Here is a 26,670-nt window from a genome sequence, read left to right as displayed (position 1 = left end):
TTTCGAACGCCGGCATATACCGCCAGTCTATAGCTTTGCGGCAAATTTTGTTGCATGATCGCATACAGCTCGGCCTTGGTGATTGGCCTGATTATCGGTCTTACCGGAAGTGGGGGCGCATTACTCGCCATCCCATCATTTGTGTACCTCTTCCACATCAACCCACTGCTTGCTACTACCTATTCGCTGTTTATGGTGAGCACCACCAGTTTTATCGGCGTGGCAAGCAAGTGGAAAGCGCAGTTGGTCGACTGGCCGATGGTATGGGTCTTCGGCATGCCTTCCGTGGTATCGTTGTACCTGACGCGGAAATGGTTGCTGCCCCTGATACCCGATCCTGTTGTCCGTATCGGCGATTTTTCCCTGGAAAAACCTGTCGGCGTCCTCTTGCTGTTTGCCACGCTAATGCTTGGTGCGGGCATTTCCATGGTGCGGCGAAAATCGTCAACACATGCTGCCGCTCCAAAACCACTTGCAAAAACATTGCCCCTATTCCTGTTGGAAGGCATTATTATTGGCAGCTTGGGTGGTTTGGTAGGCAATGGCGGCGGTTTCCTCATTATTCCTGCGTTGATATTCCTCGGCAACCTTTCCGTGCAAAAGGCCATGGGTACTACACTATTCATCGTAGCCACCAATACCTTCATCGGCTTTCTGGGCAGCTTACCCAACCCGGCGATCGAATGGCCCTTCCTGCTTACCTTTACCGCCTTGGCCACGCTGGGGCTATCCCTGGGATTAATAGCCTCCAACAAGGTGTCCGGTCCGCAGCTTCAAAAAGGATTCGGATGGCTGGTTATCAGCATGGCTGTCTTTATCCTACTTCAGGAATTGCATTAAGATCCGTTTTAACGGGGAGCGCATCGATTGAGGTGTGTTGCTTGCAGAATCGGATAAATCGCTTGGTCAGTTCAAAATCATCACCCTTCCGCCGTACGAAGAAAAAATCCCGCTCGAATGTAAGCCCGGGGACCGGGAGTTCCACCAGTTCACCGCTGGCCAACTCCCGCATAACGGCTTTTTGGGGGATAAATCCGATGCAACGATCCGCCAACAGGTAATTCTTGAGCGCCTCGGTGCCCCCCAACCTTACTTGTGTATTCAAGTCCGAAATGGATATACCGACTTTGCTTAGTTCACGCTGCACCACAGCGAGGGTTCCCGAGCCGTTCTCTCGTAGCGCTACGGGTGCCTTCACTAAATCATCCAATGAGAACGCATCTTTACGTGTGATCGGATTCAATGGCGAACAGACTACGATGATACGATCGGACGTAAAATAATCATAGCTGAATGCCCCGAGTTTGTTATCCACTTCGACAATGCCGAGGTCTATCTCCTTATTCATCAGCGCATGGATGACATGCTCCATATTCCGGTTGACCACCCGGATGAATACCTTTTTAAACTCCTGTAAGAAACCGGATACCAAGGACGGGATGATGTACAGCGATACCGTCGTACTGGCACCAATTAAAAGGTTTCCCTTTGCCGCCTGCTCTGACTGCAATGCGCTGATTTCATAATCGATTTTCCGTTGAAGTTCCTGTGCTTCAGCCAGGTAATGGTAAACCCTTTCACCTACCGATGTTAATTGGATGCCTGTTGACGAGCGCGCAAACAGCGCAAACTTATATTGCTCTTCCAACAGCTTGATGTGCCGGCTAACAGCCGGTTGGCTCATGAACAGCGACTTTGCTGCCTTGGAAAAACTGAGGTGGGTAGCCACTTCCAAAAACACCCTATGGCTTGTAGATAACATGCGTTGTTATAAATAAAATATGTCGAATAGACATGCAAAAATAGGGTGTTATTGTTGAAGAATCAGCAATTACAGCACAAACTTTTGCCAGCCATTTCTATCGAATTTTGGCACCGTATATCACAATTTTAGTACATAACCAACCTTCACGTGAATATTACATAATTATTAAACGAAATTACCGCGAAAACTAATAATTTACCGACTATTTATATATAATTAACCAAATAATTTTTATGAGTATAAAAAATTACCTAATGCTATGGATACTTTTCGTATCTATAGATGGATTCTGCCAACAGATCCCCCAGCCCCCAAGTGCCAACTACCAACTGGCCGCCAAATTTTCACCGGAAAAGCTACGCAAACTAATCTTTTCCACCTCGGTAAATCCCAATTGGCTGGAAAAAACCAATCGGTTTTGGTATTCCTATGAAACCACGGCCGGACAGCAATGGTACATTGTCGACCCAGCAGCACGTACCAAGCAGAAATTATTTGACAATGCCCAACTTGCGACTCAGCTCACCCGTATCGTAAAAGATCCGTTTGACGCACAGCACATTGAACTGCGCGGCCTGAAGTTTACCGAAGATGAACGAAAGATCCGTTTTGAGGTAAACAGCACGAAAGACACGTTAAAGACCAAGGAAGAGCTTGCCAAAACCACCAACAAGTCGGATTCGCTGAAAAAGAAAGTATTTTATTTTGAATACGATTTAGCTACACGGCAGCTTACTGAACTTGCAGATTCCCTTAAACCGAAACCTCACCCCTCATGGGCATCGTTTTCGCCGGATACCAATACGGTGATATTCGCCCGCAACTACAATCTCTACTGGATGGATCGGGAAAACTACGCCAAAGCAAAAAAGAATGAAAAAGACAGTACCATCGTAGAGCATCAGATTACCACGGATGGCATTCAATACTATGCTTGGGGTGGCGATCCCAATAATACAACCACTGGCGATAAAGATCCGAAGGAAGAACGTCGAAGTGCACGGATCATCTGGTCGCCAGATGGCCGCCATTTTGTGGTGACTAAAAAAGACAATCGCGGAATCAATCCCCTGTGGGTGATCAATAATGTCGGAGGGAAACGACCCACCCTCGAAACGTATAAGTATCAAATGCCCGGAGAAGTCGACAGCACCGAACAAGAATTATATATCTTCGATTTTGCCACAAAAAAACCAAGACGCATTGATGTCTCTGCGTTTAAAAACCAGACGCTTTCCCTGTGGACTGACAATCAGTCTCAAGGTGGATTTGGATTCGGAAGAAACAACGACGAAATCCGGATCACCACCTGGCTGGGCACCAATGAACGTTTTTATTTCGCGCGCACCAGCCGTGATATGAAGCGCATAGACATGGGCACTGTCGGCGTTGACGGAACGGTCGATATCCTCGTCGAAGAACGTTCCAATACCTACCAAGACGTTCAGCAGCCCGAACTGATCAACAATGGCGAGGAGTTTGTTTTTTGGTCAGAACGCGACGGCTGGGGTCATTTTTACCTCTATGACAGGCAAGGTAATTTAAAAAACCAAATCACTTCGGGTGAATTCTTCAGTTCAAACGTTGTGGGAGTAGATGAAAAAACACGGACACTCTATTTTGCAGCCAACGGACGCGAGCCCAACGAGGATCCCTATTACATGCATCTTTATAGCGTCAACCTCAACGGCAGCGGCATGAAGTTGTTGAACCCCGGTGATTTTGACCATCAATCAAACATGGACGAAAACAACCAGTTTTTCGTAGACAACTTTTCACGCGTGAATACTGCACCGGTATCGGTACTATACAACAGTGCCGGGCAAAAAATCATGGATTTGGAAACCGCAGATCTTTCCAGGCTATTCGAAGCCGGTTACAAATTCCCAGAACCTTTTAAGGTAAAATCCGATGACGGGATTACCGACATTTACGGTGTGATGTACAAACCATTTGACTTCGATTCCACGCGCAGTTATCCCATCATTGAGTATGTGTACCCAGGCCCGCAAACCGAATCGGTCAATAAGGCTTTTGGACGTAGCATGGATCGGGTAGATCGGCTGGCACAGTTTGGCTTTGTCGTTATCACCATAGGCAACAGAGGAGGGCATCCCAATCGGTCTAAGTGGTACCACACCTATGGCTACGGCAATCTCCGGGACTATGGGCTGGCGGATAAAAAAGCTGCTGCCGAGCAACTTGCCGACAGGTATCCCTTTATAGACATCAATCGCGTAGGTATTACCGGTCACTCCGGCGGCGGATTTATGTCTACCGCAGCCATGTTGGTATACCCTGACTTTTTTAAGGTAGCGGTCTCCGGCTCAGGAAACCATGAAAACAACATTTATAACCGTCGATGGAGCGAACGGCACCATGGGGTGACCGAGCGAATCACGCCAAAAGGCGACACCACATTCATCTACAGTATTGCAAAAAATAGCGAGCTTGCCCGAAACCTCAAAGGGCATCTGTTATTATCTACCGGAGATGTAGACAACAATGTCCATCCCGCCAATACCATCCAGATGGCCGAAGCACTTATCAAAGCGAATAAACGATTCGATTTCCTGTTGATGCCCGGCCAGCAACATGGGTACGCCAACATGATGGAGTACTTCTTCTGGAAGATGGGCGATTACTTTAGCCAACACCTGCTGGGCAACTCCGCTAGTGACAGCGTCGACATGGTGGAAATGAACAGGGAAATTCCGAAAACAAGGTAGCGGACCATTGCGTCCAACGTATATCGTGAAAATAATAAAGGGGGCTGCAATGAAGTGGCCCCCTTATTACATCTACATCCCCTCGAAATACTGCAGTAATTTGATGACGTCCTCGTCCGATTTGAATTTCAGCTTTTCCCGGTCGATAAAGGCTCCCAAATCACCGGATTTTTCCGGTCCCAAAAAGGCAAGTAGGGATTTTCGATCGCGCTTGACCTCAGCCAATGTTTTCCCTTCCAGCTTAATAAAATAGCGTTCCGATCGTTGTACCAGTTTATTGGCATTGGCCGAACCGTATACGATACGTTCCACAATGGTCTTGACTTCCTTTCTCAGAAATTTCACCTTACCATCGTAAAGTACTTGGTAAAACGCGTTGTTGCCTAACTTTTCGTATGCACCAAACCCGTTACGATAGGATGCCGATTCACCGTCATCAGCAACGATGGAAAATGCAACCACCTGCTTAGCAAAGTGATAATCATTACCTCCTTTGCCTTCGTATAGCACCTCGTCATTGACCTGGTCGTATTTCAGGTTTAGCCCCGTAAACTTTTCATTGCCAGTTAAGGTCACTTCCCCTTTTCGCCATCCGTTAAACAGGTACGGGTTACCCTGGATGTCTGTATACTGCTTCTCCGTGACAACGGTTCCGTTGACATGCTCCACCACCTGCCCGCTTAAGAAAGGCAAGCCAAGGAGATAACATGATAACGTAAAAAATAGACGCATAATAATCAAGTTAATCATGTGAAAAATACGGTTGTACCAAACGCCAAAATCGGTTGCTAATTGTTGGACAATTAACAACCGATTTCAAGCGAAATGTCACTAACGACTATTGTCGCAAATAAGTGGTAAACTGGCTGTAGTTCTGACTAAAACCAACCTGGTCGTTTCCGATCAGGTTCAGTCGCAATGTCACCGTTTCACCGGTTTCCAAACTGCCTGGTATCAAGTCGTAGACAATGTAAGTGGACGAAGAATTTGCTGGCAGCGTAACGGTGCGAGACCCGGCCGACTCAAATTCAAAATGCGTTCCTTCCACTGCCGTGCTATTTTCGGCAATACTGAATTCGATTTGGGAATCTGATGACAGTTGTGGTCCAATGAGTTGAACCAAAACGGAATCTTTTCCCCGCGTTTCAACAGAGATGTATTTGGACAAGGTAGTCATTGGTGTTCCCGATTGGTTGGGATACACGCCCGTTGGAAGATACCCGGCAACACGGCCGAACAGGTGATTTTTGAATTCGACCACGGTAGGTCCGGTATATCTCAACTCCCGCTCTTCCATGCAACCGCCAAGTGCCAGCAACACAAAGAGCATACCCATCAAACTATTAACATGTAATTTTTTCATATCGTTCATCAAATCATAAAATTAATAACCTGGATTTTGGGGTAACTCCGGAAACAATGTAATCTGTGTAACCGGTATCCGGGCGAGGATTCGGATATCATCGGATGGGATAAAGCTCGCTCCCGTTGCTTGTGCAGGTTTGGTAATTCCCTCTCCCCACCGCTTCAAATCAAACCAACGCTGTCCCTCAAAATGCAGCTCACGCCGACGTTCGTCCTTGATGTAATTCATAATAGCTGGGCCAGTGGGGATACCGCTGAGCGAGGCGTTGCGATTGCTCCGCAAGGTGGTCACCAACGCGGCCGCTTCACCGTATCGCTCCAATTGAGCCAAGGCTTCGGCTTTCATGAGCAACACATCGCTGTAGCGGATGATGGTCAAGTGGTCGGCATACAATCCGGCAGCACCGTTGTATTTGTTGGACCAATTAAATCCACCGTCAAAAAAGATTAACCCCAAGCGATCGTCACCTTCTTCAAGCAGCGCAAATACCTCGTTTGCCAGTGTTTGCCCACCAAACGTCTGGATTCCATTGTAACCCGGACGGTGCGTATACCCGTAAGGCGAATCACCAGAGCCCAATGCCTGCGTAGCGTAATCCACGGAAAGCTGGGTAAACGATTCCGGATTTCTAATCGAGGTAAATGCAGATACGATATCATCCGTCAACTCGGCATCCGAATTGGCAAAAGCATCATCAAAATCACTGATGGCAGCTTCCCAACGTTCCCAGTATAAATTCAATCGGCCCCGCAATGCATACGCTGTACCGAGTGTCATGTAATAGTTCGTCGGCTCAGTGGCATCCGCAAACAATCCAATCGCTGTAGTGAGATCATTTTCCACCTGGGTGTAGGTTTCTACGATGGAAGACCTGCGGATAGGCTGCGCACTTTCCACATCTGTAGTAGGCGTAAGCCGGATTACCGCACTTCTGTCGAATCCCGCACCTTGGCCAGTTGTTGGGATTTTGTTGGGCTCATAGCCGTATGCGCGTGCGATATCAAAATACGTCAGCGCCCGAAGTGTATACGCTTGCGCCAACAGGCTGTTTAAATTCTTCCGTTCGCTCTCGACAATGGGTATTTGCGGCGCTTTCGCTATCACTTCATTCAGGTCATTGATGATTTGGTAGCAGACCTCCCACGAGTTGTAGTGCTGGCCAATGTTATTTACGTTGACCGTATTCCACCGCTGGGAGGAATACTGCGTGGCGGTAAAAAGATTGTCAGCAAGGGCATCTCCCATAAGCACGTAGTCCCTGCCGTAGGATGCATTGGATCGAATCATCCGGTTGTATGCCGAATTGAGCACGGCCTGCGCCCCAGACAAATTCCCAAAAACGGCCCCTGCAACCACATTGTTCTTTGGATCTAATTCCACCATGCTCTCACACGCCGTCATCAGTAGACCAACGGAAATCGCATATATACTTAATACTTTAATTTTCATAACTCATTCAACATTAAAATGTAAAATTGGCCCCCACTGTATAGGTACGCGGATGCGGATAGACGTTCAAATTGCCGGTATACGACGTATTTTCCGGGTCTTCACCGGTGTATTCAGTGATTGTCAACAAGTTCAATGCTTGCACATAAAGCTGAAGACCTTGGACTCCAATCTTGGATAACCAAGGGCGTGGCAGATCATAATTCAGCGAAACTTGCTTCAACCGGATGTAAGAAGCATCCTGTATCCAGCGTGACGAAAAGGTAGTTATGGCTACGTTTCCGGGCTCAGCACCACCCCAATAAGGCCTGGGTACTGTAGCAATTTGTCCCGGAGTAGTCCATGAGTCATACAATTGGGAATGCAGCACATTGTAGCCATATGCACCGGATAGTTCAAGCGCATAATTCGTTTGGGTCATTGCCGTATTACCGTATTGGTATTGGAACAACGCGTCCAGCGTAAAGCCTTTGTAGGAGAACGTATTGGTCCATCCACCATAAAAATCAGGGTTGTACGAGCCAATTATTTTCCGATCAGCAGTACTTTGGGGTGAATAGGTGATGTTGCCGTTTGCGTCATAGTACATCGCCCGGCCATCAGCAGGGTTAACGCCCGCCCAAATCGGCGAATACACCAAATTCAATTGCTTGCCGACCACATAGCGACCGTTGTTGACCTCCGTGGCGCCGTCATTCAACGCAAGTAATTTACTGCGTACAAACGCAATATTGAAGGACGATGTCCATTTAAACCCACTGTTTGAGCGGAATGGCACCACACCGAGTTCAATATCAATCCCCTGCATCCGCGCTTTACCCGCATTGATAGTCACTGATCCGTATCCGGAATCCATGGGCAATTGCTGATTCAGCAACATGTTATCCCGATCGTTGCTGTAAATATCAAACGTACCAAAGATTCGATTTTTGAAGAATCCAAAATCCAACCCCAAGTTCAACGAATGCAAGCTTTCCCAACCCAATGCGAGCGAAGCGATTTGCGAAGGTCTCAACGTGGGGCTTCCGTTATAGGAAGCGGCAGCTCCCGGTGAACTAAATAATGGCAAGGGCTCAAAGTCACCAATACCACTTTGGTCACCCGTGATCCCGTAGCTGGCTCTCAATTTTAGCTCATCAAGGAAGGAAAGCGGATCCATAAACGTTTCCTCAGATATCCGCCAGCCGGCCGATACACCACCAAACAAACCGAACTTGTTATCTGCCCCGAAGCGTGACGACCCATCGTACCGCACATTCGCTGTCAACAGGTATTTCGCTTTGTAATCGTAGTTGACACTACCAATCAAGCTGGCCAGCCTGTAGCCTGTGAAAGTAGAACCATAGCTTGTATTCGTAGCAGCTTGGCTAATCAGTTCCAACGCCGGATTGGCAAATCCCTGCGCGGCAGCGGATAATTCCGTATCCGAATAATCCCTGTATTCAAATCCACCCAACGCGCTGAAATTGTGATTTTCATTGAATGTCCGGTTAAACGATGCCGTCAATGACGTGTTCCAGTTCATTCTCCGCCGGTAGTTTTCAGAGCCCGAGCCTCCAACAGCTAAGAATTGCGGGATAGACGAGGGGCTATACGTGAAGTTATTGGCATCTGAAAAATCGATACCTGCGTACGCCTTCAAACGTAAGCCAGGAATGACATCGTAATTCAAGGCCATGTTGCTGACCGTTGCATAGGTATTTGTCGAACGCTTCTGCTCTTCGATCAATTGCAAGATGTTGTAACCATACCCATTGATCAGATCATTGTTCCATGTACCGTCTTCATTGTAAATGGGGTTCAATGTCGGTACCAAAAGCGTTCCTGAAAACGGCGAGTTGACATAAAAGCCGTTGCCAGACGTCGGTCCGCGTGACCGGGTACCTGACAAACTGATATTCGATTCGATCGAAAACTTATTTGACACCGAATGCGTCAAATTAGCCCGGAACGTCCCACGGGTAAAATCGGATCCGATATTCGTTCCTTCCGTAGAATTATAACCACCGGACACGAAAAATGTCGTCTTTTCACTACCGCCAGCAAACGAAACGTTATACTGGCCAAGCTTGGCTGTCCGGAAAACCGCGTCATACCAATTCACATTGGGAATGGACGAAATGTCCGGCGATTCAGGGGTACCGTAGATCGACTGATTAAATGCCCGCACACCGGCTTCAGGACTACCTTGCGTCCACGTATATTGGTTGGCATAAGCCCGTGCGTAGAGCCGATAATAATCCGGACCGCTCAGCAAGTTATACGGGTTAGGGTTGGTCGACCAACCTTGCTGGATATTAGCTTTTACGGTGGTCTTGCCTACTTTACCTTTTTTCGTGGTGATGATCACAACGCCATTTGCCGCTTGCGAACCATAAATGGAAGCCGTTGCCGCATCTTTCAGCACCTGTATGGACTCAATATCCTCCTGGTTGATGGAAGCGAAGATGTTCTGTGAAGTGACGCTTGATGCGCCTCCAGCACCACTCGGCGGGTTCATCTGCACACCGTCAATAATGTATAGCGGCTGCGCATTACCATTTACCGACACCGCTCCGCGGATATTAATCTGCAAACCACCCCCGGGTTGCCCCCCACTGGAGGTAACCTGAACACCGCCCAAGCGGCCCTGGAGCGCCCGGTCGAAGGTTTGGGTGGGCATATTTTCAATATCCCCGCCACTCAACACCGATACAGCCCCAGTCAAGCTTTGCTTTTTGATTTCCTGACCGTAACCCGTAACGATAACTTCGGTCAATACCGAGGCATCCAGCGCTAAAGCGACATCGATGGTTGTGTTTCCACCCAATGAAATGTCCTGCTCTGCATAGCCAATCATGCGAAAAATCAGTGACGATGCGCCGCTTGGTACCGTTACCGAATAATTCCCTTCCGAGTCTGTCTGGGCACCCAATGACGTACCACGCACAATTACCGAAACGCCAGATAAGGGCGAACCATCATCTGCTGACGTCACCGTTCCGGTGATTCTTCGACCTTGCGCAAAGACTGACCCTGTCAATACCATGCTGAGCACGAAGAAACATAGTAGTTTTTGTTTCATATAAATTTGATTAATTAAAAAAGATAATAGAGTTTACAAAATACACAAACAAACAAGCATTCAACGATGAAAAATTAAACAATTTGATTAATGGGAAGTAAATATTTTTATTAAATCGCGATTAGATTACAAATGTGAATAAAAATATTGCAATATCAGCTATGTATCAAAATATTTATATATAATTTGAGTTACAATTACCTATTTCGTATATTTTTATAATAAAAAATGAAATAATCCTATTTCTTACTCCCCAAAATCCCACATGAATTTGCAAAGCCATTAACAACCATAAAAAATTTGGCCATACAAATATTGGCCATTGGGTGGATTTTTTTGTATAAACTCATTTTCCGTACCTTCGCTTTATGGCAATGACGTTTTATGAATTATCGGCTAATACCCCACAAGGGAAAGCTATTCCGATGTCAGCGTTCAAAGGTAATATGGTCTTGGTAGTCAATACCGCGACTAAATGCGGTCTTGCGCCACAATTCGAAGGCCTGGAAACGTTGCATCAACGCTATAAAGACAAGGGCTTGGTCGTGCTGGGATTCCCCTGCAATCAATTCATGGGGCAGGAGCCCGAAACCAACGACACCGTGGAGGAAAGCTGCAAGGTCAACCATGGGGTGACGTTCCAACTGTTCGAGAAATGCGATGTCAATGGCAAAAACACCCATCCCGTGTTTAGGTACCTGAAAAGCCAGTTGGGAGGCCTGTTCGGTAGCCGCATCAAGTGGAATTTCACGAAGTTTCTAATAGACAAAGATGGCAGGCCCCGTAAGCGCTATGCGCCCACCACCAAGCCGGAAGCCATTGAGCCCGATATTTTGAAATGGCTGGATGCATGAAGGTATTATTTTGGTCAGCCTTCGTCCTATGGACAGCGCCACTGTCTAGTACAGCCCAGCAGTTGACAGACCTTAAACACAAGGATGGGATGCCTGTAGGTCACATCACATTCGATCCCGCTTTGGACAATCCAGATTTCACGCTTTGCGGTGGTACCATCCAAGAAAATTATGCCGTATCCGGCGGATACCAGGGCGGACGCAAACGCTTACTGCAACTGCTGGAAATAAAGCCGCTGGCTAAACAGCGGGCTATACCGATAAAGACCGGATATATTACCGTCCGTTTTGTGGTCAACTGCCGTGGTGAGGTCGACCGTTTCCGCGTACTGCAAATCGACCGAATCTACAAGCCTACCATATTTGATCCCGCCTTTGTAGCGGCAATCCTCACCTTCACCAAGGCCTTGGATGATTGGATCCCCGGGCAATACCAGGGATCGTCCTATGATTATTTCCAACAGTTAACATTCAAAATAAACGATGGTCAAGTGGTGGATATATTGCCTTAGCCTATTTGTGGTAACGGCCTGCGGACAGCGGAATACGAATAGGTACGACCCGAACGCTGGGCTTTCGGACTGTGAACTGGCCGAAAGGCTGTACAATCAAAAAGGCAACCAAGGCAGCGCGCGATCCCAACAATACTTAGACAGTGCCATCGCCCTATGCCCCGCCTTCGCCAAAGCTTGGCATGAGAAAAGCGTGCCCTACCTCAAGCGCGGAGACTACGCCACGTGGATGCAACTCATCAACAAAGTAGTGGAACTGGAGCCCTCAAATTACCTGGACACCCGGGGTTGGTGCAAAGTCAAGTTCTTGCACGACTATGCGGGCGGATTGGCCGACCTCCAACGGTATGATACGCTCGTAGCCGGCTCGCCCAAGATGGTCGGCGATTTTAATATCCATTCATGGATGGCGTTCGCCAAACTCGGCTTACAGGATTCATCGGCGGCGCTGAAGTATTTTGATCAAACCATTGATGAAGCTATTCGACATCTCGGCCCAGAATGGGTAGGCTATCACGATTATCTCTATCGCGGCATTCTTAAGATGGAATTGAAAGACTACGATGGCGCGTTAGCGGACTTGGACCGGCAAATCGCCCACTATGATAAACTGGCTGATGGGCACTATTACCGGGGATTGCTGCTAGCAAAGATTGGGAAAAAAGCCCAAGCACTCGCAAGCCTCGAAAAAGCCAAAGCGCTCTTCACAGGCGATGGCTATCATGCCCAAGACCCTTATGTCGAGATGCCATGGCAGATTTACCTGGAAGATATTGAGCGGGCATTGCTGCAATATCGCTAATCGCAGGTATCCGCTCAGCCACAGCTAAACATACAACTTCTCATAATACTCCCGAGCCATACGGTCACTGCCAAAGGCCGTGCGGACATCGGCCATGCTTTGCTTCACCAGGGCAAGCCATTCGTGCTGCCGCTCATAATACATCGGTAGTACATGTTCCTCCAGCAATTCATACAGGTAATACGCATCGTGGTTGTCCTGTTCATTGATGCCGATATGTTGATAATCGGCCTCTGGCACCAGAAATCCGTTGACTCCCGGCTTAATAAACTCCGGTATCCAACCGTCGTTGGTTGAAAGGTTGAGTGCACCATTCATGGCAGCAGTCATACCGCTGGTTCCCGATGCCTCACGCGGTATCCGCGGATTATTGAGCCAAATATCGGCACCCTGCTTTAACAGTTTGCTCAAGGCCAGCTCATAGCCGGTGAGCACGGCCACATTCGGATATTGATGACTCAAATGCACAAGCGAGTTGAACAGGTCGACGGCTCCCTGGTCGGCAGGGTATGGCTTGCCCGCCCAGATGATCTGCACGGGATACTCCGTATTCGTCACCAGCCGCTCAAATCGTTCCCGATCGCGGAGCAGCAGATCGGCACGTTTGTAGCCCGCAAATCGCCTTGCCCAGACGATGGTAAGCACATCGGGTCGGAACAAGCGGCCCGTCTGATCGGCCACATCGAGAAATGTCTGGCGCTTCAATGTCGCCTTACGCTCGGCCAAGCGGGCATCATCCGCTCGATCAGCAGCTTCGTAAAGCTCAGTATCCGCCCAATAGCTATAATTCTGTGCATTGGTGATGTGATCAATGTCGCAGATACCGTCGTACTTTCCCCACATCTCGCTGGCCACGTGGCCGTGCAGTTCAGATACCCCATTGGCCCTTTTGGCCAGCCGTAGTGCCGCTAATGAGAGGTTGAATAGTCCATCGTCAATCCCTGTGGCCTCTTGGACCTCCGGCTTAGCTAGCCCACTGAAGTAGCCCATTTCGAGACATAGGTCTATGGGATGTTTCTCGTTGCCCGCCTCTTCCGGAGTATGGGTCGTAAACACTAAATGTTGCCGTAGTGCCTCCCGGTCTTTATTGAACTTTTGCAGCAAGTGAAACGCTACAGGCAGTGCATGGGCTTCATTCAGGTGGTAAATCTCGGCATCATAGCCCAACAAATCAAGCAGTTTTCCACCCCCAATGCCCAATACCATGTATTGCGCCAGTTTGGTAGCCGCATTGCCGTCATACAAGCGGTGGGAAATGGTTCGGGAAACATAGTCGTTTTCGGCCACATCCGTTGTCAGCAAGTATAATGGTGCACTCTGGAAAACATGGGGCGGCAGGTAATAGGCCTTCACCCATACGTCGGCATCATGGATGCGAACGGTAAACGTAATACCCGTATCTTCGAGGTAAGCGTACAGTTTCTGCTGCCAATCTACGCGCAACGTTTGATCCTCGTTGCGGCCCTGATCATAATAGCCCAGCTTCCACAGCATACCAACTCCTACGAGGTGCTGCCCCAATGCATAAGCACTGCGCAGGTGCGAACCGGCCAGGAAGCCCAGGCCACCGCTGTAAATTTTCAACGCTTGGTCAATCGCAAATTCCATAGAAAAATACGCCACCCGTTTAGCAAATAGCTCCTGTACTGGGTAAGGGAAGGAATAACGTGAAGCCGCCATATCGATCATTTGATGTTCTATATACAAAGAAAACAAAGCAAATTGATATATGCCGCTTAAAAAGACAAGATAATCAAAAAAATAATACGCATTTAACTTGACGCAGGGTGCTATGGATCACGTTGACCACACCCATTCTTTCTTTATTAATACAACGAAAAATCTCCAGTTTAATAAAATATTATTCATATATTATAGGGTTTTAATAGGGTATTTATAGGGGAAAATATGAATAATATATGTATTATATATGATTAATATATTATTATTCTTTTGATTATTTAAACCAACATTTTATATTTGGGGATCAAAAAATAGGAGATTGGGCAATGGCAGTATTCAAAAATGGACCGAATGGGAGCTTCAGCGGAAAAGTAGGCAGTGTAGTCGGCTATAAATGGAAGGGACTTGATGTCATCCGTGGGTTGCCCCGCAAGAGCAGCAAGCCGAGAAGCGAGGCCCGATTGGCCAATGAGCAGGCCATGAAGGTCATCATGGAAGCACTCAAACCATTAACCGTATTCATCCGCACGAGCTTCCGTAATGTAGCGGATCCGTTGAATATGAGCGCGTTCAACCTGGCACTTTCGCTAAACAAAAAGCAAGCGCTTAAAGGAGAATACCCGAACCTTGAAATCGACTGGAGTAAATTCCGTACCAGTCAAGGTGACCTTCCAGGTGCAGAGGCAGTAAATGCCAGGTGGACCGACTCCGGGCTTCACGTCTCTTGGTGCGATAATACCGGTGCGGAAAAAGCATATGGCACTGACAGGCTGTCCATTCTCGTCTATTCGCATGCGTTGGGAATCTGGCAAAATTTCCTTAACGAGACAACCCGCGATGCACAGGAGTGCATCCTTCCGGCAAAGGAAAATTGGATAGGTACTGATATAGAGGTCTTCCTCACCTTTATGTCGTTCGGGAGCGAATTGGTCTCTGATAGCGTCCACATCCACGTACGCCTCCCTTAGCCCAGCAAACATCTTACATACGCTTATCCCATAGGTTGCCTTTGCCACCAAGCAGAACCCTTACCAAATGCCGGCTATCATCCAAGTTTGCCGATTGTCCGCTTGCGGACAACAAGTGTTCGATATCGAACAGTTTCAAAATCAACATAAGCAACACATCATTGATTTCCAATTCATTAAAAAATTGGAACGATAATGAATAGTTCTGGAATAAAGAAGAACAACAAGTAACGAACCACGCACAAGGCCAGCCGCTGATAGCCAATAGCCGACTGCTGAAAGCAAAATAACATGATAAAAATTACCGAACTACAAAAATTTTACCGCACCGAGGAGGTGGAGACGGTAGCGCTCAATAACCTGAGCATCCATGTGAAAGAAGGCGAGTTTGTAGCCGTGATGGGACCGTCAGGCTGTGGAAAGTCCACACTGCTCAACATCGTCGGCTTGCTGGACGATTTAGACGAAGGCAGCTACCTATTCAACGGCATTGAAGTGGCCAAGTTCAACGAACGCAAACGTTCTGACCTGCGTAAGCACAATATTGGTTTCGTATTCCAAAGTTTCAACTTAATTGATGAACTGACGGTATTTGAAAACGTGGAATTACCTCTTATTTATACCAAGGTGCCCGCTGCCGAGCGTAAGCAACGGGTAGAAGAAGTCTTGGAAAAGGTGCAAATCATGCATCGTCGCAACCACTTCCCGCAACAGCTTTCTGGCGGTCAGCAGCAACGTGTGGCTGTAGCCCGTGCTGTGGTGAATAAACCCAAACTTATCCTCGCTGACGAACCTACTGGTAACCTCGATTCCAACAACGGTAATGAAGTAATGCAGTTGCTTACCGAGCTTAATGAGCAGGGCACGACCATTGTGATGGTGACACACAGCGAGCACGACGCTCGCTATGCCGATCGCATCATCCGCATGCTGGATGGGCAGGTGCTGATGGAGACCGTAGGGTAACGGTACTGGCTTTGCAGCCGTCTCCTGGTGGAGGGAATAGTGGCCGGGGGTGTGTAAAAAAAGATGAAGGATAAAAAGAGCAAGGAGCAGCCTATCTGGTGTCTCAAATCTAGTGTCCTATATCTGACATTTAAGAAATGATCAAAAACTACTTCAAAATCGCATGGCGCAACCTTTGGAATAACAAGGGTTATTCGGCGCTCAACATCGGGGGGCTTGCCCTTGGAATGGCGGCCGCTATACTTATCCTGCTGTGGATACAAAACGAAGTAAGTTTTGATATGTTCCACAGCAAAAAGGACCGATTATACATAGCGGCCAACCAAGCTGTCTTCAATGGCGAATTGAACACCTGGTTTAGCACCCCCAAGCCCCTCGGTCCCGCGTTGCAAGCAGAATTTCCAGAGATCGTCCGCATAAGCCGTTATTCAAGCATGGGCCCTGTCTTAATGACCGTGGGCGATAAGAAGCTAAAAGGGAACGGCATTTTTGTGGATTCGGCATTTCTGCAAATGTTTGACTTCCCGCTTATTCAGGGCAACGCGAACAACGTGCTTACCAACACCACAAACGTAGTGATCACCCAGTCGCTTGCCAAACGACTGTTTGGCAATGAAGATGCCATAGGAAAGACCATCCGGCTGGATACGATAGACTTAGCCACCGTATCGGGCGTCATGGCCGATATGCCCGGCAATACACGGTTTCGACAGGCGGAATTCTTCATGCCCTGGGCCTACATGGAAAAGTTGGGAATGTCTGACAATTTTTGGGGCAACAACTCCGTCTCGACCTATATTGAGCTCACTCCCGGGGCCTCCATTGACGACGTGAACAAAAAAATCCGTGATATCACCATCAGACACTCAGATGGACGGGAAGACAATGAAGTGTTCCTCTATGCGCTGCCCAATTGGTGGTTGTATACCAAATTCGTGAATGGTAAAATGGCAGGCGGACGCATCGATATGGTGCAAGCATTTCTCTTTGTCGCAGCCTTCGTCTTGCTCATCGCCTGCATCAATTTCATGAACCTCAGCACTGCCCGGAGTGAAAAGCGGGCCAAGGAGGTAGGCGTCCGCAAAGTGGCGGGTGCATATCGGCATTCTCTTATTGGACAATTCCTCTGTGAATCCGTCCTTATCGCCTTCATCGGCGGGGTACTGGCACTGGGCATCGTATGGTTGAGTTTGCCGGCATTCGGAGAGCTGGTGGATCGTCGGTTGTTCATCGATTTTGCATCACCTATTTTTTGGGTATCCTTTCTCAGCTTTATCCTACTTACCGGCACGCTGGCGGGCAGTTATCCAGCCTTTTTCCTTTCGTCGTTCCAGCCTGTGAAAGTGCTGAAGGGCACGTTTAAACGTGTCAATGCCGCGTTTAATCCACGGAAGGTACTGGTCGTCACCCAATTTACAGTAGCCATTGCGCTCGTCGTGAGCACCATTGTCATACAGCGGCAGGTACAGCATGGCAAAGACCGCGAAAACGGCTACAGCCAAAACAACCTTGTCTACATCTTTGAGGAAGGATTAGTGGCTAAAAATAGTACCCTCATCAAAAACGAATTACTCAATAGTGGGGTCGCGGAGTCCGTAACCCGGACGAGTGCACCCCTTACCGAAGGATGGAGCAACAGCTGGGCGTTCAGTTGGCAAGGCAAACGGCCGGATGACAAAACCGTCTTCGATAGGTTTTGTGCGGACGACCACATTGTAAAAACTGCCGGCCTCACCCTCGTTGCAGGGCGAGATTTCGATCTCTCAACGTATCCGACCGATTCCTTGGGGATTATCCTCAGCGAATCTGCGGCAAAGGCCATGGGTTTTGAAGATCCTATTGGACAACCCATTCAAGACAATGGCAAGGACTGGCATGTCATCGGCGTCATTAAAGATTTTATCCTACGTTCACCTTTTGAACCCATCCCACCAATGGTCATCGAAGGGGCTGCGGGATGGTTCAATGCGATGCACATCAAGTTTAACCCCGCTTTAACGACATCGGAAGCCTTGAGCAGAACGGAAGCCATCTTCAAACGCTATAATCCCGAATTCCCTTTTGAATATAGTTTTGTGGATGAAGCCTATCGGCAAAAATTCGAGGAAACCCAGACGTACGGCACACTGGCAGCGTTATTTACCTTCATCACCATCGCCATTTCCTGCCTTGGCTTATTTGCGTTGGCGGCGTATATGGCCGAAAATCGCACCAAGGAAATCGGCGTCCGAAAAGTGTTGGGGGCTTCGGTATTCTCCATTGCCAAACTGCTGTCAAAAGAATTTGTGATACTGGTGTTAATAGCCTGTTTAGTGGCTTTCCCTTTTTCTTATTGGTTTATGGATCGTTACTTTCTCCATATGTATACGTACCGTGCGCCAATCAGTTGGGGGATTTTTGTATTGACAGGTACCGGAGCACTTGTGCTTGCGTTAGCGACGGTTAGTTCGCAGGCCATCAAAGCAGCTTTAGCCAATCCGGTGGATTCGCTGCGGGATGAGTGATTGGTGTTTTAGCCCATTGCAGCTAAGACTGGATCCGTGGCGCTTCGCTAACGTCTCCTAGGCCTTGGCTGCAACGGGCATAAAACAGTGGAGGCGGGAAGAAGGGTGTAGATTCGCTTTGCTGCCGTCTCCTAGGTTTCATCCGCAACGGCTTGAATCGGTGGTAATGAGTGGTGGGTGATGAGGAAGATAAAGGAATAAAAACTAAAAATGGGCAAGCCTATTGTCTAACGTCTAAAAAATGCTAAAAAACTATTTCAAAACTGCCTGGCGGAGCTTCCGCAAAAACAAACTGTATAGCTTTGTCAACATCGTTGGGCTGACAACCGGCCTCGCGGCCTGTATGTTGATTGGGATATATATCTGGAATGAGGTAACCTACGATCGGTTCCATGAAAAAGCCGACCGGATTGTGCGGGTAACATCGGATATGAGCAGGTCCGGATCCGAACGTCAGTTTGCCCAGACCGGCACTAAGGTAGGACCTGAGTTCAAACGGACGTTTCCTCAGGTAGAACGGTACGTCCGCACGAGTAAATATGCGCATTCGGTAGCCATCGGCCAGCAGTCGTTTGAAGAACACAACGTTTTATATGCTGATGCGGATTTCTTTCACATCTTTTCCTTCCCGTTGTTGCAGGGCAATGCCAACAATGTGTTGGATGCTCCTCAAAAAGCCGTGCTGTCTACTTCTGCCGCAAAAAAATACTTTGGAAATGCCGATCCCATTGGCAAAACATTCCGGCTCGATGGCGGGGATCGTGAATATGAAATAACCGGGATCGCGGGCGATGCTCCACTCAATTCGCAAATTCAATACGACCTGATCATTTCCTTCAATACGCTCAATGCATCCAAAACGGAAATATGGGGTACTGCCAATTACATTACCTACCTGCTACTCCAAGATGCGAGCCAAATCGATCCGTTGGCAACTGCTGTTGCCAGTCATATGCGGCAAGTCAATCAGGAGGAAATGAGCCTTCCAGAAAATGATTACTGGACCTTTCACCTGGAGCCGCTACAAGCTGTGCACCTGCATTCGCCATTGGCTGGGCTGGAATCCAACGGCAACATCACGTATATCTATGTATTGAGCGTAGTAGCCGTGCTCATTTTGCTGATTGCCTGTGTAAACTACACCAACTTAGCCATTGCGCAGTCCGTAAATCGCGGCATGGAAATCGGCATCCGCAAAGTGATGGGAGCCGGGCGACCACAGCTCTTGAAACAGTTTTTGGGCGAATCCATACTAATCACTTCGTTGGCGTTGGTATTGGCCGTATTGATCAGCGTCATGTTGCTCCCGTTGTTCAATGCCCTTACCGGCAAACTCTTCACGGCTGCCTTGTTTTTCAAACAGGGGTTTTTATTGTCGGCCGCGGCATTGAGTGTGCTCATCAGCTTGCTTGCGGGCGCATATCCAGCGGTGGTGCTGAGCAGCAAAAAATTGGTAAACATCCTGAAGTCCGGCCTGCAGGTATCCCATTCCGGTGGTAAGCTGCGCCAAGGGTTAATCGTATTCCAGTTTGTCATTGCCATATTCCTGATGGCGGCAACGGTTATCGTGCTGAACCAGGTGTCTTTCATCCAACGCAAAAACTTAGGTTATGACCGTTCGCATGTATTGGTATTGCCTATCGATGGCAAGACGCGGCCGGTATACAATCAATTAAAAGATGCGTTCAGGGCCAATCCCAATGTGCTGAGCGTGACCGGGGCTTATGAAGACCCTACGTCCATCGGCTGGGGAGACGGCATCGAAGCCGATGACGGCACCGGCCCAAAAGAACTTATGCTGAATGCTACACCAGTGGACTTGGATTACCTGAAAACGATGGGAATGGAGCTGGCAGCGGGGAGGGATTTTACCGCTGCCGATTTTGCGGTGCAGGATACCACCGCTAACTATGCAAATTACAGGGAGTCTTATATACTGAACGAAAAAGCGGTCATGGACCTTGGGTGGACACCAGAAGAAGCTATTGGAAAAACCGTTTCAAGGGGATCCCCCGGTACGGTAGTGGGTGTGATCAAGGATTTCCATTTTGAATCGCTGCATGAGCCAATAGGCCCGTTATTGATTTTCCTGGATACGACCATGACGTATCAGCTGTTTGTAAAGGTAAAAGGAGAGCACCTTGCCACCACACTCACCACGTTGGAAAACGCATGGAAAGCGCGTGTCGTGCACCGCCCTTTTGACTACCATTTCATGGACGACGACTTCAATGCGCTCTACAAAACGGAGGAACGGATCGCGGGGTTATTTTCCGCGTTTGCCACCATCGCGATAGTACTGGCTTGCCTCGGATTATTTGCCTTAGCGGCATTCACGACTGCCCAACGTACTAAGGAAATCGGCATCCGGAAAGTGTTGGGCGCTACCTTAAGCAATATCGTTGCACTGGTTTCAAAACAGTTTCTGCTGCTGGTGGGTATCGCGGTCTTGATTGCCACGCCACTGGCCTGGTGGGCAGGAAGCAATTGGTTGGCAGATTTCGCATACCGCGTCGATATCACATGGTGGATCTTTGCGTTTGCCGGAATCATGGCCGCCTTGATTGCACTGGCTACGGTAAGTTTCCACGCTATCCGCGCAGCCACGGCGAACCCGGTCGAGTCATTGAGGGATGAATGATGGTGGGTGGTGTTTTAGCCCATTGCAGCCAAGACTGGATCCGTGGCGCTTCGCTAACGTCTCCTAGGTCTTGGCTGCAACGGGCATAAAACAGTGGAGGTGGGAAGAAGGGCGTGGATTGAGTGATGGAGCCCGGCAGACGAAAATTAACACTTGTGAAAAAGAGCAATTTTATCTAAATTTGTGATAAACTATTTTGTCATGGATACGCTAACGATTAAAATACGCGATCAAAAGGCGATAAAACTTATTCAAGATTTAGAGCTCCTTAATCTGATTCAAATCGTTACTCCTCCCACGAAAACAGCTACGAAACTGTCTGATATGATGCAGGGAAGCATCAGCAAAGAACAAGCTGCTACGTATCACAAGCAAATAGAGGACCTAAAAGACGAATGGGAAAGAAATACCTATTAGACACCAACGTCGTCATTGATTTCTGTGCCAATTTATTGCCCGAAAACGGTGTTCGTTTGATTGCAACGATCATCGATGCCGAACCGACAATATCGGTTGTCAATAAAATAGAGTTATTATCGCGTACCGACATCCCTCCCGCTATTGATGCGTTTTTAGTCGCTGCAAAAGTTGTCCCCATATGGATGACGATGTGGTCATACAGACCATTGCATTGCGAAAAAAGCGCAAGATCAAACTCCCCGATGCCATCATTGCTGCCACCGCAATCGTACAGAAGTGTACTTTGATTACAAGAAACATTCAGGACTTTTCCAACATAAAAGGATTGCGCCTGATAAACCCCCATGAGTAATTGAAAAATACGGCCGGGTCTATCAAGTGACGCCCATGTCCGCATCCGTACAGAAAGGTGTTCGGAAACGAACACTTTTTCCATCAACACCCACACAAATAACTACAAATCAATTGACTACATTTCTGGCTTAGAAAATGTCGCTTTTGAAAATAGACGAGATGCTGAAACCATCCCGGTGATTATCGAGTAGATAACGCAGATAAAAACAGCCAGTTATGTTAAAGAACCATTTCAAAACCGCTTGGCGGAGTCTTAGGGGAAATAAATTCTACAGCATTATCAATACCTGTGGGCTCGCTTTCGGATTAGCCACAGCCATGTTGCTGTTGCTTTGGGTCCAACACGAACGCAGCTATGACCGCTTCCACAGTGACTACCAGCGTACGTATAAAATTCTCGCTCATTTCGAGGCCAACGGGCAGGATATGGTGTGGGAAGGTGTACCCGGTCCCCTATCGGTCTATGCCCAGTCTATTCCGCGTGTCGAATCCATCGTCCGCGTTTACAGCGAATATGACCAAGTATTGGCGAATGCCGACCGCAGCAAGGTGCTGGATGGTTTTGTGGCGGCCTGCGTAGACAGCACTTTCCTGACGGTATTTGATTTTGAACTCTTGCAGGGCAACCGCACTGCGCCGTTTCCGAACAATAATAGCGTGGTTGTCACGCAATCGACAGCCCGGAAATTCTTTGGTGATGGTGATGCCATGGGCAAGGTGCTGCAATTTCGGGGAGACAATTTTACCGTTGCCGGTGTATTGCGTGATTTCCCGGACAATTCATCCCTCGTATGCGACGCACTTTTTCCAATGGGTTATTACGCACAGCAGTTTACCGCAAACGGCGGTAATGGCGACTGGAAAACCATCGACGCGGATCTGGGTAATTACGCGTTTCACACCTATGTCAAATTGCAGGAAGGCACAGACCCAATCGATGCCGAACAGGATTTCACCGCTGCCTATGATAAAGCGCGCAACGGCGAAAGTGACACCCGCTACGGACTGCAATCCCTTGCCAGCCTGCATTTGGTAGGGCCAGATGGCAACGACGCGTCCGCCCGGATGGTACGTATCTTTTTGATCATTGCCATCTTAGTGCTCGCTATCGCGGCCATCAACTACATCAATCTTTCGACAGCACGAGCGTTGGTGAGAGCCCGTGAGGTTGGTATACGGAAAGTGGTCGGTGCCAGCAGGCGGCAGCTGTTCTTTCAATTTATTGTGGAAACCACTTTACTGTTCTGCTTCGCATTAGCGATAGCCATCGGGCTTATTTTGGCATTGCTGCCTGTGTACAACCTCATCGCTGGCAAACAGCTGCACTTTTCATTTGCCGACACCGACATTTGGAAAGTGGTGGGCTATTCCGCCGTGGGTACTCTGCTGTCGGCGTCCATCTATCCGGCTCTGCTGCTTTCGGACTTCCGCCCACTACAAGTGCTGAAGGGGAAGATCACTTCCGGTATTGGCACCACGTTGTTTCGCAAGATCCTGGTGGTTTTCCAGTTTTCCATTTCTACCGTACTGATTGTGGCCACGTTGGTTATCGGCAAGCAATTGGACTATATCCGAAAACTGGATTTGGGCTATAACAAAGATTACGTCTTCACCGTGCCGCTACCCGATGCGGTGAGCGGGCATATCGATGCGCTAAAAAACGAACTCAATAGCCAGCAGGGAATCACAGGTATTTCGCTGACCGATATTTACGACCTTTCCAACCACGAATCGTCCACCAGCGATCTGGAATGGTCCGGCAAACCGACCAATAGCCAGGTCATCATCAATCAAGCGGTCATCGATCAGCACTTCATCCCAACCGTGGGTATACAACTGTTGGAAGGACGTAATTTTTCGGGTACGCCTGCAGACAGCAACCTATACATTGTCAATGAAGCGGCAGTGAAAGAAATGGGCCTCACACCACCTTATGTTGGCCAGCCCATTAGCTTCCATAGCCGCGCGGGCACGATCATCGGTGTCGTAAGGGATTTCAACTTCCAATCCTTGAAAAAGAAAATCGAACCCTTGCTGTTTTTCCGCTGGTGGAATGGCAATATGCTTTACGTGCGTACCAGCGCCCAAGCGGCACAGCAGGCGATCGCCGCCGTTGAAAAACAATACAAGCAATACGCAGGTGATATCCCGTTCAGTTATAGTTTCCTCGATAAACAATTTGAAGCTAAATATCAAGCTGATCAACGGGCCGGGCTCCTGTTCAATATATTTGCCGGGATTGCCATCTTCATTTCGTGCCTTGGACTGCTGGGCCTGTCTACCTACACGGTGCGCCAACGGGTCAAGGAAATCGGTATCCGCAAGGTGCTGGGAGCGAGTGTCGGCAATATCGTTGGGCTGCTATCCAAAGGTTCTATCCAGCTGGTACTTGTCTCGATCATCATGGGTACCCCCATTGCTTGGTGGACCATGAACACGTGGCTGGAAGATTTTGCCTACCGCATTGACGTCGAATGGTGGATGTTCGCGGTTGCGGGATCGGCGGCCGTGGTGATTGCGCTGCTCACTGTTAGTTGGCAGGCCATTCGGGCGGCATTGGCTAATCCGGTCGAGTCTTTACGCGATGAATAAATCGCGTAATAGCGAGATCCCGATGCATATCGGGATGGAGTCTTTGCGCGATGAGTGATGGTGAGTGATGTTTTAAGTCCATTGCAGCCACGACTGGATCCGTAGCGCTTCGCTAACGTCTCCTAGGCCTTGGCTGCAATGGACTTAAAACCGCAGTGGGAAAGGGAATGATTGGATCCGGTTCGCTTCGCTAACGTCTCCTAGGTTTCGTCTGCAACGGCTGGAATCGGTGATGTCGGGGAGGATAATAATCGGTGGCGCAATCCAAATAAAAGCCTGAGGAAATTTACCCGCCGGATAACCAGTTCATATAGCACGAGGCTACCGGCCGCTGTCACAACCAAAAGGAGCACGAACTGCAACGGTGCGGCTATGTCCAACGGAAACAGAAACAACGCTCCCAAGTATAGGAATACCATGTGTACGATATAAACCGGATAGGCGGCCTCACTAAGATACCGCAGTGTCCGGCTGGGACGGTTGAGGTGCTTGTGGGCGAACGCAAAGACCGCCATGATCCAACAATTTGACTCCAGGGATCGTAGGTAATTCGGGGCATCGGATGCAAAATATACGAGCCGTACGGCGAAAAGAAGCAGCGCAATTCCCAAAAACAGCCATCGCCATTTGAGCAGCATCTCCCAAAACGGGCGACCGGCGAGCACAAAACAAAACCCAACGAAAAAAGCCAGCAGTCCGAGGAAAAACCCATGGGATGTCATGGCGTACAGTTCGAAAGGCTTCGGATCCAAAAGCATTGCTTCGGCAACAAATACGCTGAAGACCGGTAGTAAACCCAATGGATGGCTGAGTCCTTTTTTCAGCCACGCCACAAACGGACCGCTCTCATGGCGTTTCAGATAAAAGCAAACTGGCAACAATACAACGACATAGATCATGATGTTGCCCAAGAACCATAGATGACCCGGACTGGGCGAATATGTACGGTCAAATTGATAATAATACTGCCAAAGGTATACATGGATGGGAACGAAGACTAACGCACCGAAAAGAAAGGGAAGCAGAATCCTCCTCGCCCTTTCTTGCAGCAGTTGCCGCCAATTCCGACGCTGCATGGCGAAATAAATCCCCATGCCCGACACATAGAATAACAGCGGAATACGCCATACATTAAGCATAGCCATGGGAAGCCATAAGGCCTCCCACGGTTTGTCTGAAGTAATGAATCCAATCATGATACCCCAGGGCTGAAAGCCGATCGCTACATGGTAAATTAAGAGCAGACCGATAGCAATTACCCTAATCCAATCGATATCATATCTTCTTTGTATTGTTTTCATCTATTTACGGTTAATTAGCCCCTTATTTCAACATCGTAGCGATTTCGGGTCGTACTTTTTCGAGGTGGGCATAGTCGAGCTTCAGCCCCATAGGCGCCAGCATCTTGCCCATTATATCATAGGTGTTTTTCACCTCACCGAACGGTGCCGCCACGGAGTCATAGGCAGTAGCCCCATATTTATTCTTGATTGTTTTATCAGCACCGCTATCCAACAGCATCCTGACAATTTCGGCCCGTCCGAAAAAAGCAGCGCTAATAAGCGGTGTCGACCCCTCGTTATTCTGGAAATTCAAGTCGGCTCCAGCCGTAATCAACAGCTCGGCCATTGCTGGTTTCCCGAATATGGCGGCGGTTATCAACGGGCTCGAACCTCCAAACGGATCTTTCTCGTTCAGGTTAGTTCCGGCCGCGATATGCTGCTGAAGTGCCGCTACGTTTTCCGTTATTACGGCCGTATGGATATCCACGGCCGGAGATTCAACGTCGCCAGTTGCATTTGGCGACGTGCCATCTTGTTGTGCAGTACTATTCCCACTTGAACAGGAGGCTGCCGTCCATAGCGCTGCAATGAACGCTACCCCAAAGACTGCTTTTGACAAATTGATTGCTGGTGTTTTCATGCGATTATTCCATTAAATTTGATAAGGTTTTTCAATGTCCTAAAGGTCGGTCAGTTCAGAAGCACGGACTAAACAGTT

20 protein-coding genes are annotated in these 26,670 nt (G+C 48.4%); 10 read left to right on the top strand and 10 right to left on the bottom strand.

Annotated features, from left to right (window positions below; genetic code table 11):
- The first annotated feature begins 54 nt into the window (after window positions 1-54).
- On the top strand, window positions 55-840 hold the full coding sequence (locus BMW65_RS15925; protein WP_090606843.1) for a sulfite exporter TauE/SafE family protein: 786 nt from the start codon (window positions 55-57) through the stop codon (window positions 838-840).
- Here the strand turns inward: BMW65_RS15925 and BMW65_RS15920 are convergent.
- On the bottom strand, window positions 815-1,762 hold the full coding sequence (locus BMW65_RS15920; RefSeq protein ID WP_090606841.1) for a LysR family transcriptional regulator: 948 nt from the start codon (window positions 1,760-1,762) through the stop codon (window positions 815-817). The two genes, BMW65_RS15925 and BMW65_RS15920, sit on opposite strands and share 26 nt — an antisense overlap.
- A gap of 236 nt (window positions 1,763-1,998) precedes the next feature.
- On the opposite strand from BMW65_RS15920, the gene BMW65_RS15915 reads away from it, so the two are divergent.
- Window positions 1,999-4,494, top strand: a complete 2,496-nt coding sequence (locus tag BMW65_RS15915) for a S9 family peptidase (RefSeq protein WP_218145431.1) — start codon at window positions 1,999-2,001, stop codon at window positions 4,492-4,494.
- A gap of 72 nt (window positions 4,495-4,566) precedes the next feature.
- Here BMW65_RS15915 and BMW65_RS15910 read toward each other — a convergent pair whose 3' ends face one another.
- The 4 genes from BMW65_RS15910 to BMW65_RS15895 all read right to left on the bottom strand — a co-directional run bounded on the left by BMW65_RS15910 (window position 4,567) and on the right by BMW65_RS15895 (window position 10,373).
- On the bottom strand, window positions 4,567-5,226 hold the full coding sequence (locus BMW65_RS15910; protein WP_143053905.1) for a hypothetical protein: 660 nt from the start codon (window positions 5,224-5,226) through the stop codon (window positions 4,567-4,569).
- Window positions 5,227-5,332: 106 nt separating this feature from the next.
- On the bottom strand, window positions 5,333-5,857 hold the full coding sequence (locus BMW65_RS15905; RefSeq protein WP_143053904.1) for a DUF4843 domain-containing protein: 525 nt from the start codon (window positions 5,855-5,857) through the stop codon (window positions 5,333-5,335).
- Window positions 5,858-5,878: 21 nt separating this feature from the next.
- Complete coding sequence (locus BMW65_RS15900; protein WP_090606835.1) at window positions 5,879-7,309, bottom strand: RagB/SusD family nutrient uptake outer membrane protein; 1,431 nt, start codon at window positions 7,307-7,309, stop codon at window positions 5,879-5,881.
- Between the two features lie 13 nt (window positions 7,310-7,322).
- The gene (locus BMW65_RS15895) at window positions 7,323-10,373 is read right to left on the bottom strand and encodes a SusC/RagA family TonB-linked outer membrane protein (RefSeq protein ID WP_090606833.1); all 3,051 of its coding nucleotides are present in this window, start codon (window positions 10,371-10,373) and stop codon (window positions 7,323-7,325) included.
- Window positions 10,374-10,741: 368 nt separating this feature from the next.
- On the opposite strand from BMW65_RS15895, the gene BMW65_RS15890 reads away from it, so the two are divergent.
- The 3 genes from BMW65_RS15890 to BMW65_RS15880 are packed head-to-tail and all read left to right on the top strand — an operon-like array spanning window position 10,742 to window position 12,541.
- Window positions 10,742-11,227, top strand: a complete 486-nt coding sequence (locus BMW65_RS15890) for a glutathione peroxidase (protein WP_090606832.1) — start codon at window positions 10,742-10,744, stop codon at window positions 11,225-11,227.
- A complete protein-coding gene (locus BMW65_RS15885; protein WP_090606830.1) occupies window positions 11,224-11,739 on the top strand; it encodes a hypothetical protein in 516 nt (171 codons plus the stop codon). Before BMW65_RS15890 ends, BMW65_RS15885 begins: the two co-directional genes overlap by 4 nt.
- A complete protein-coding gene (locus tag BMW65_RS15880; protein ID WP_090606828.1) occupies window positions 11,711-12,541 on the top strand; it encodes a tetratricopeptide repeat protein in 831 nt (276 codons plus the stop codon). The genes BMW65_RS15885 and BMW65_RS15880 overlap by 29 nt, the downstream gene beginning before the upstream one ends.
- Before the next feature lie 24 nt (window positions 12,542-12,565).
- Here the strand turns inward: BMW65_RS15880 and glgP are convergent, their stop codons facing one another.
- Window positions 12,566-14,221, bottom strand: coding sequence for an alpha-glucan family phosphorylase (gene glgP / locus BMW65_RS15875; RefSeq protein ID WP_218145430.1), 1,656 nt, complete (start codon window positions 14,219-14,221; stop codon window positions 12,566-12,568).
- A 329-nt stretch (window positions 14,222-14,550) separates the two neighbouring features.
- Between glgP and BMW65_RS15870 the strand changes: the two genes are divergently transcribed.
- The gene (locus tag BMW65_RS15870; protein ID WP_090606825.1) at window positions 14,551-15,192 is read left to right on the top strand and encodes a DUF6266 family protein; all 642 of its coding nucleotides are present in this window, start codon (window positions 14,551-14,553) and stop codon (window positions 15,190-15,192) included.
- 13 nt (window positions 15,193-15,205) lie between these two features.
- Here BMW65_RS15870 and BMW65_RS24685 read toward each other — a convergent pair whose 3' ends face one another.
- Complete coding sequence (locus tag BMW65_RS24685; RefSeq protein ID WP_262497334.1) at window positions 15,206-15,340, bottom strand: hypothetical protein; 135 nt, start codon at window positions 15,338-15,340, stop codon at window positions 15,206-15,208.
- Between the two features lie 143 nt (window positions 15,341-15,483).
- Here BMW65_RS24685 and BMW65_RS15860 point away from each other — a divergent pair, with 143 nt between their 5' ends.
- From BMW65_RS15860 to BMW65_RS15850, 3 genes are all read left to right on the top strand, one after another.
- Window positions 15,484-16,158, top strand: a complete 675-nt coding sequence (locus BMW65_RS15860; RefSeq protein ID WP_090606822.1) for an ABC transporter ATP-binding protein — start codon at window positions 15,484-15,486, stop codon at window positions 16,156-16,158.
- 137 nt (window positions 16,159-16,295) lie between these two features.
- Window positions 16,296-18,662: an ABC transporter permease gene (locus BMW65_RS15855; protein ID WP_090606820.1), complete on the top strand. Its 2,367-nt coding sequence runs from the start codon at window positions 16,296-16,298 to the stop codon at window positions 18,660-18,662.
- 241 nt (window positions 18,663-18,903) lie between these two features.
- Window positions 18,904-21,303 carry an ABC transporter permease gene (locus tag BMW65_RS15850; RefSeq protein WP_090606819.1) on the top strand — a complete coding sequence of 800 codons (2,400 nt, stop codon included), beginning with the start codon at window positions 18,904-18,906 and terminating at the stop codon, window positions 21,301-21,303.
- Window positions 21,304-21,661: 358 nt separating this feature from the next.
- Here the strand turns inward: BMW65_RS15850 and BMW65_RS24905 are convergent, their stop codons facing one another.
- Entirely contained in the window at window positions 21,662-22,159 is a 498-nt protein-coding gene (locus BMW65_RS24905) for a hypothetical protein (protein ID WP_245747663.1), read from the bottom strand.
- Between the two features lie 134 nt (window positions 22,160-22,293).
- On the opposite strand from BMW65_RS24905, the gene BMW65_RS15835 reads away from it, so the two are divergent.
- Window positions 22,294-24,669, top strand: coding sequence for an ABC transporter permease (locus BMW65_RS15835; RefSeq protein WP_090606816.1), 2,376 nt, complete (start codon window positions 22,294-22,296; stop codon window positions 24,667-24,669).
- Window positions 24,670-24,869: 200 nt separating this feature from the next.
- On the opposite strand, the gene BMW65_RS15830 is transcribed toward BMW65_RS15835, so the two are convergent.
- Both BMW65_RS15830 and BMW65_RS15825 read right to left on the bottom strand, forming a co-directional pair.
- Window positions 24,870-25,970, bottom strand: coding sequence for an acyltransferase family protein (locus BMW65_RS15830; RefSeq protein ID WP_090606814.1), 1,101 nt, complete (start codon window positions 25,968-25,970; stop codon window positions 24,870-24,872).
- 22 nt (window positions 25,971-25,992) lie between these two features.
- Window positions 25,993-26,592 carry an ankyrin repeat domain-containing protein gene (locus tag BMW65_RS15825; protein ID WP_090606811.1) on the bottom strand — a complete coding sequence of 200 codons (600 nt, stop codon included), beginning with the start codon at window positions 26,590-26,592 and terminating at the stop codon, window positions 25,993-25,995.
- Window positions 26,593-26,670: the final 78 nt, after the last annotated feature.

It is taken from the genome of Parapedobacter koreensis (genome assembly GCF_900109365.1).
Taxonomy (GTDB): Bacteria; Bacteroidota; Bacteroidia; order Sphingobacteriales; family Sphingobacteriaceae; genus Parapedobacter; species Parapedobacter koreensis.
This window is presented reverse-complemented; position numbering and strand designations above follow the sequence as displayed.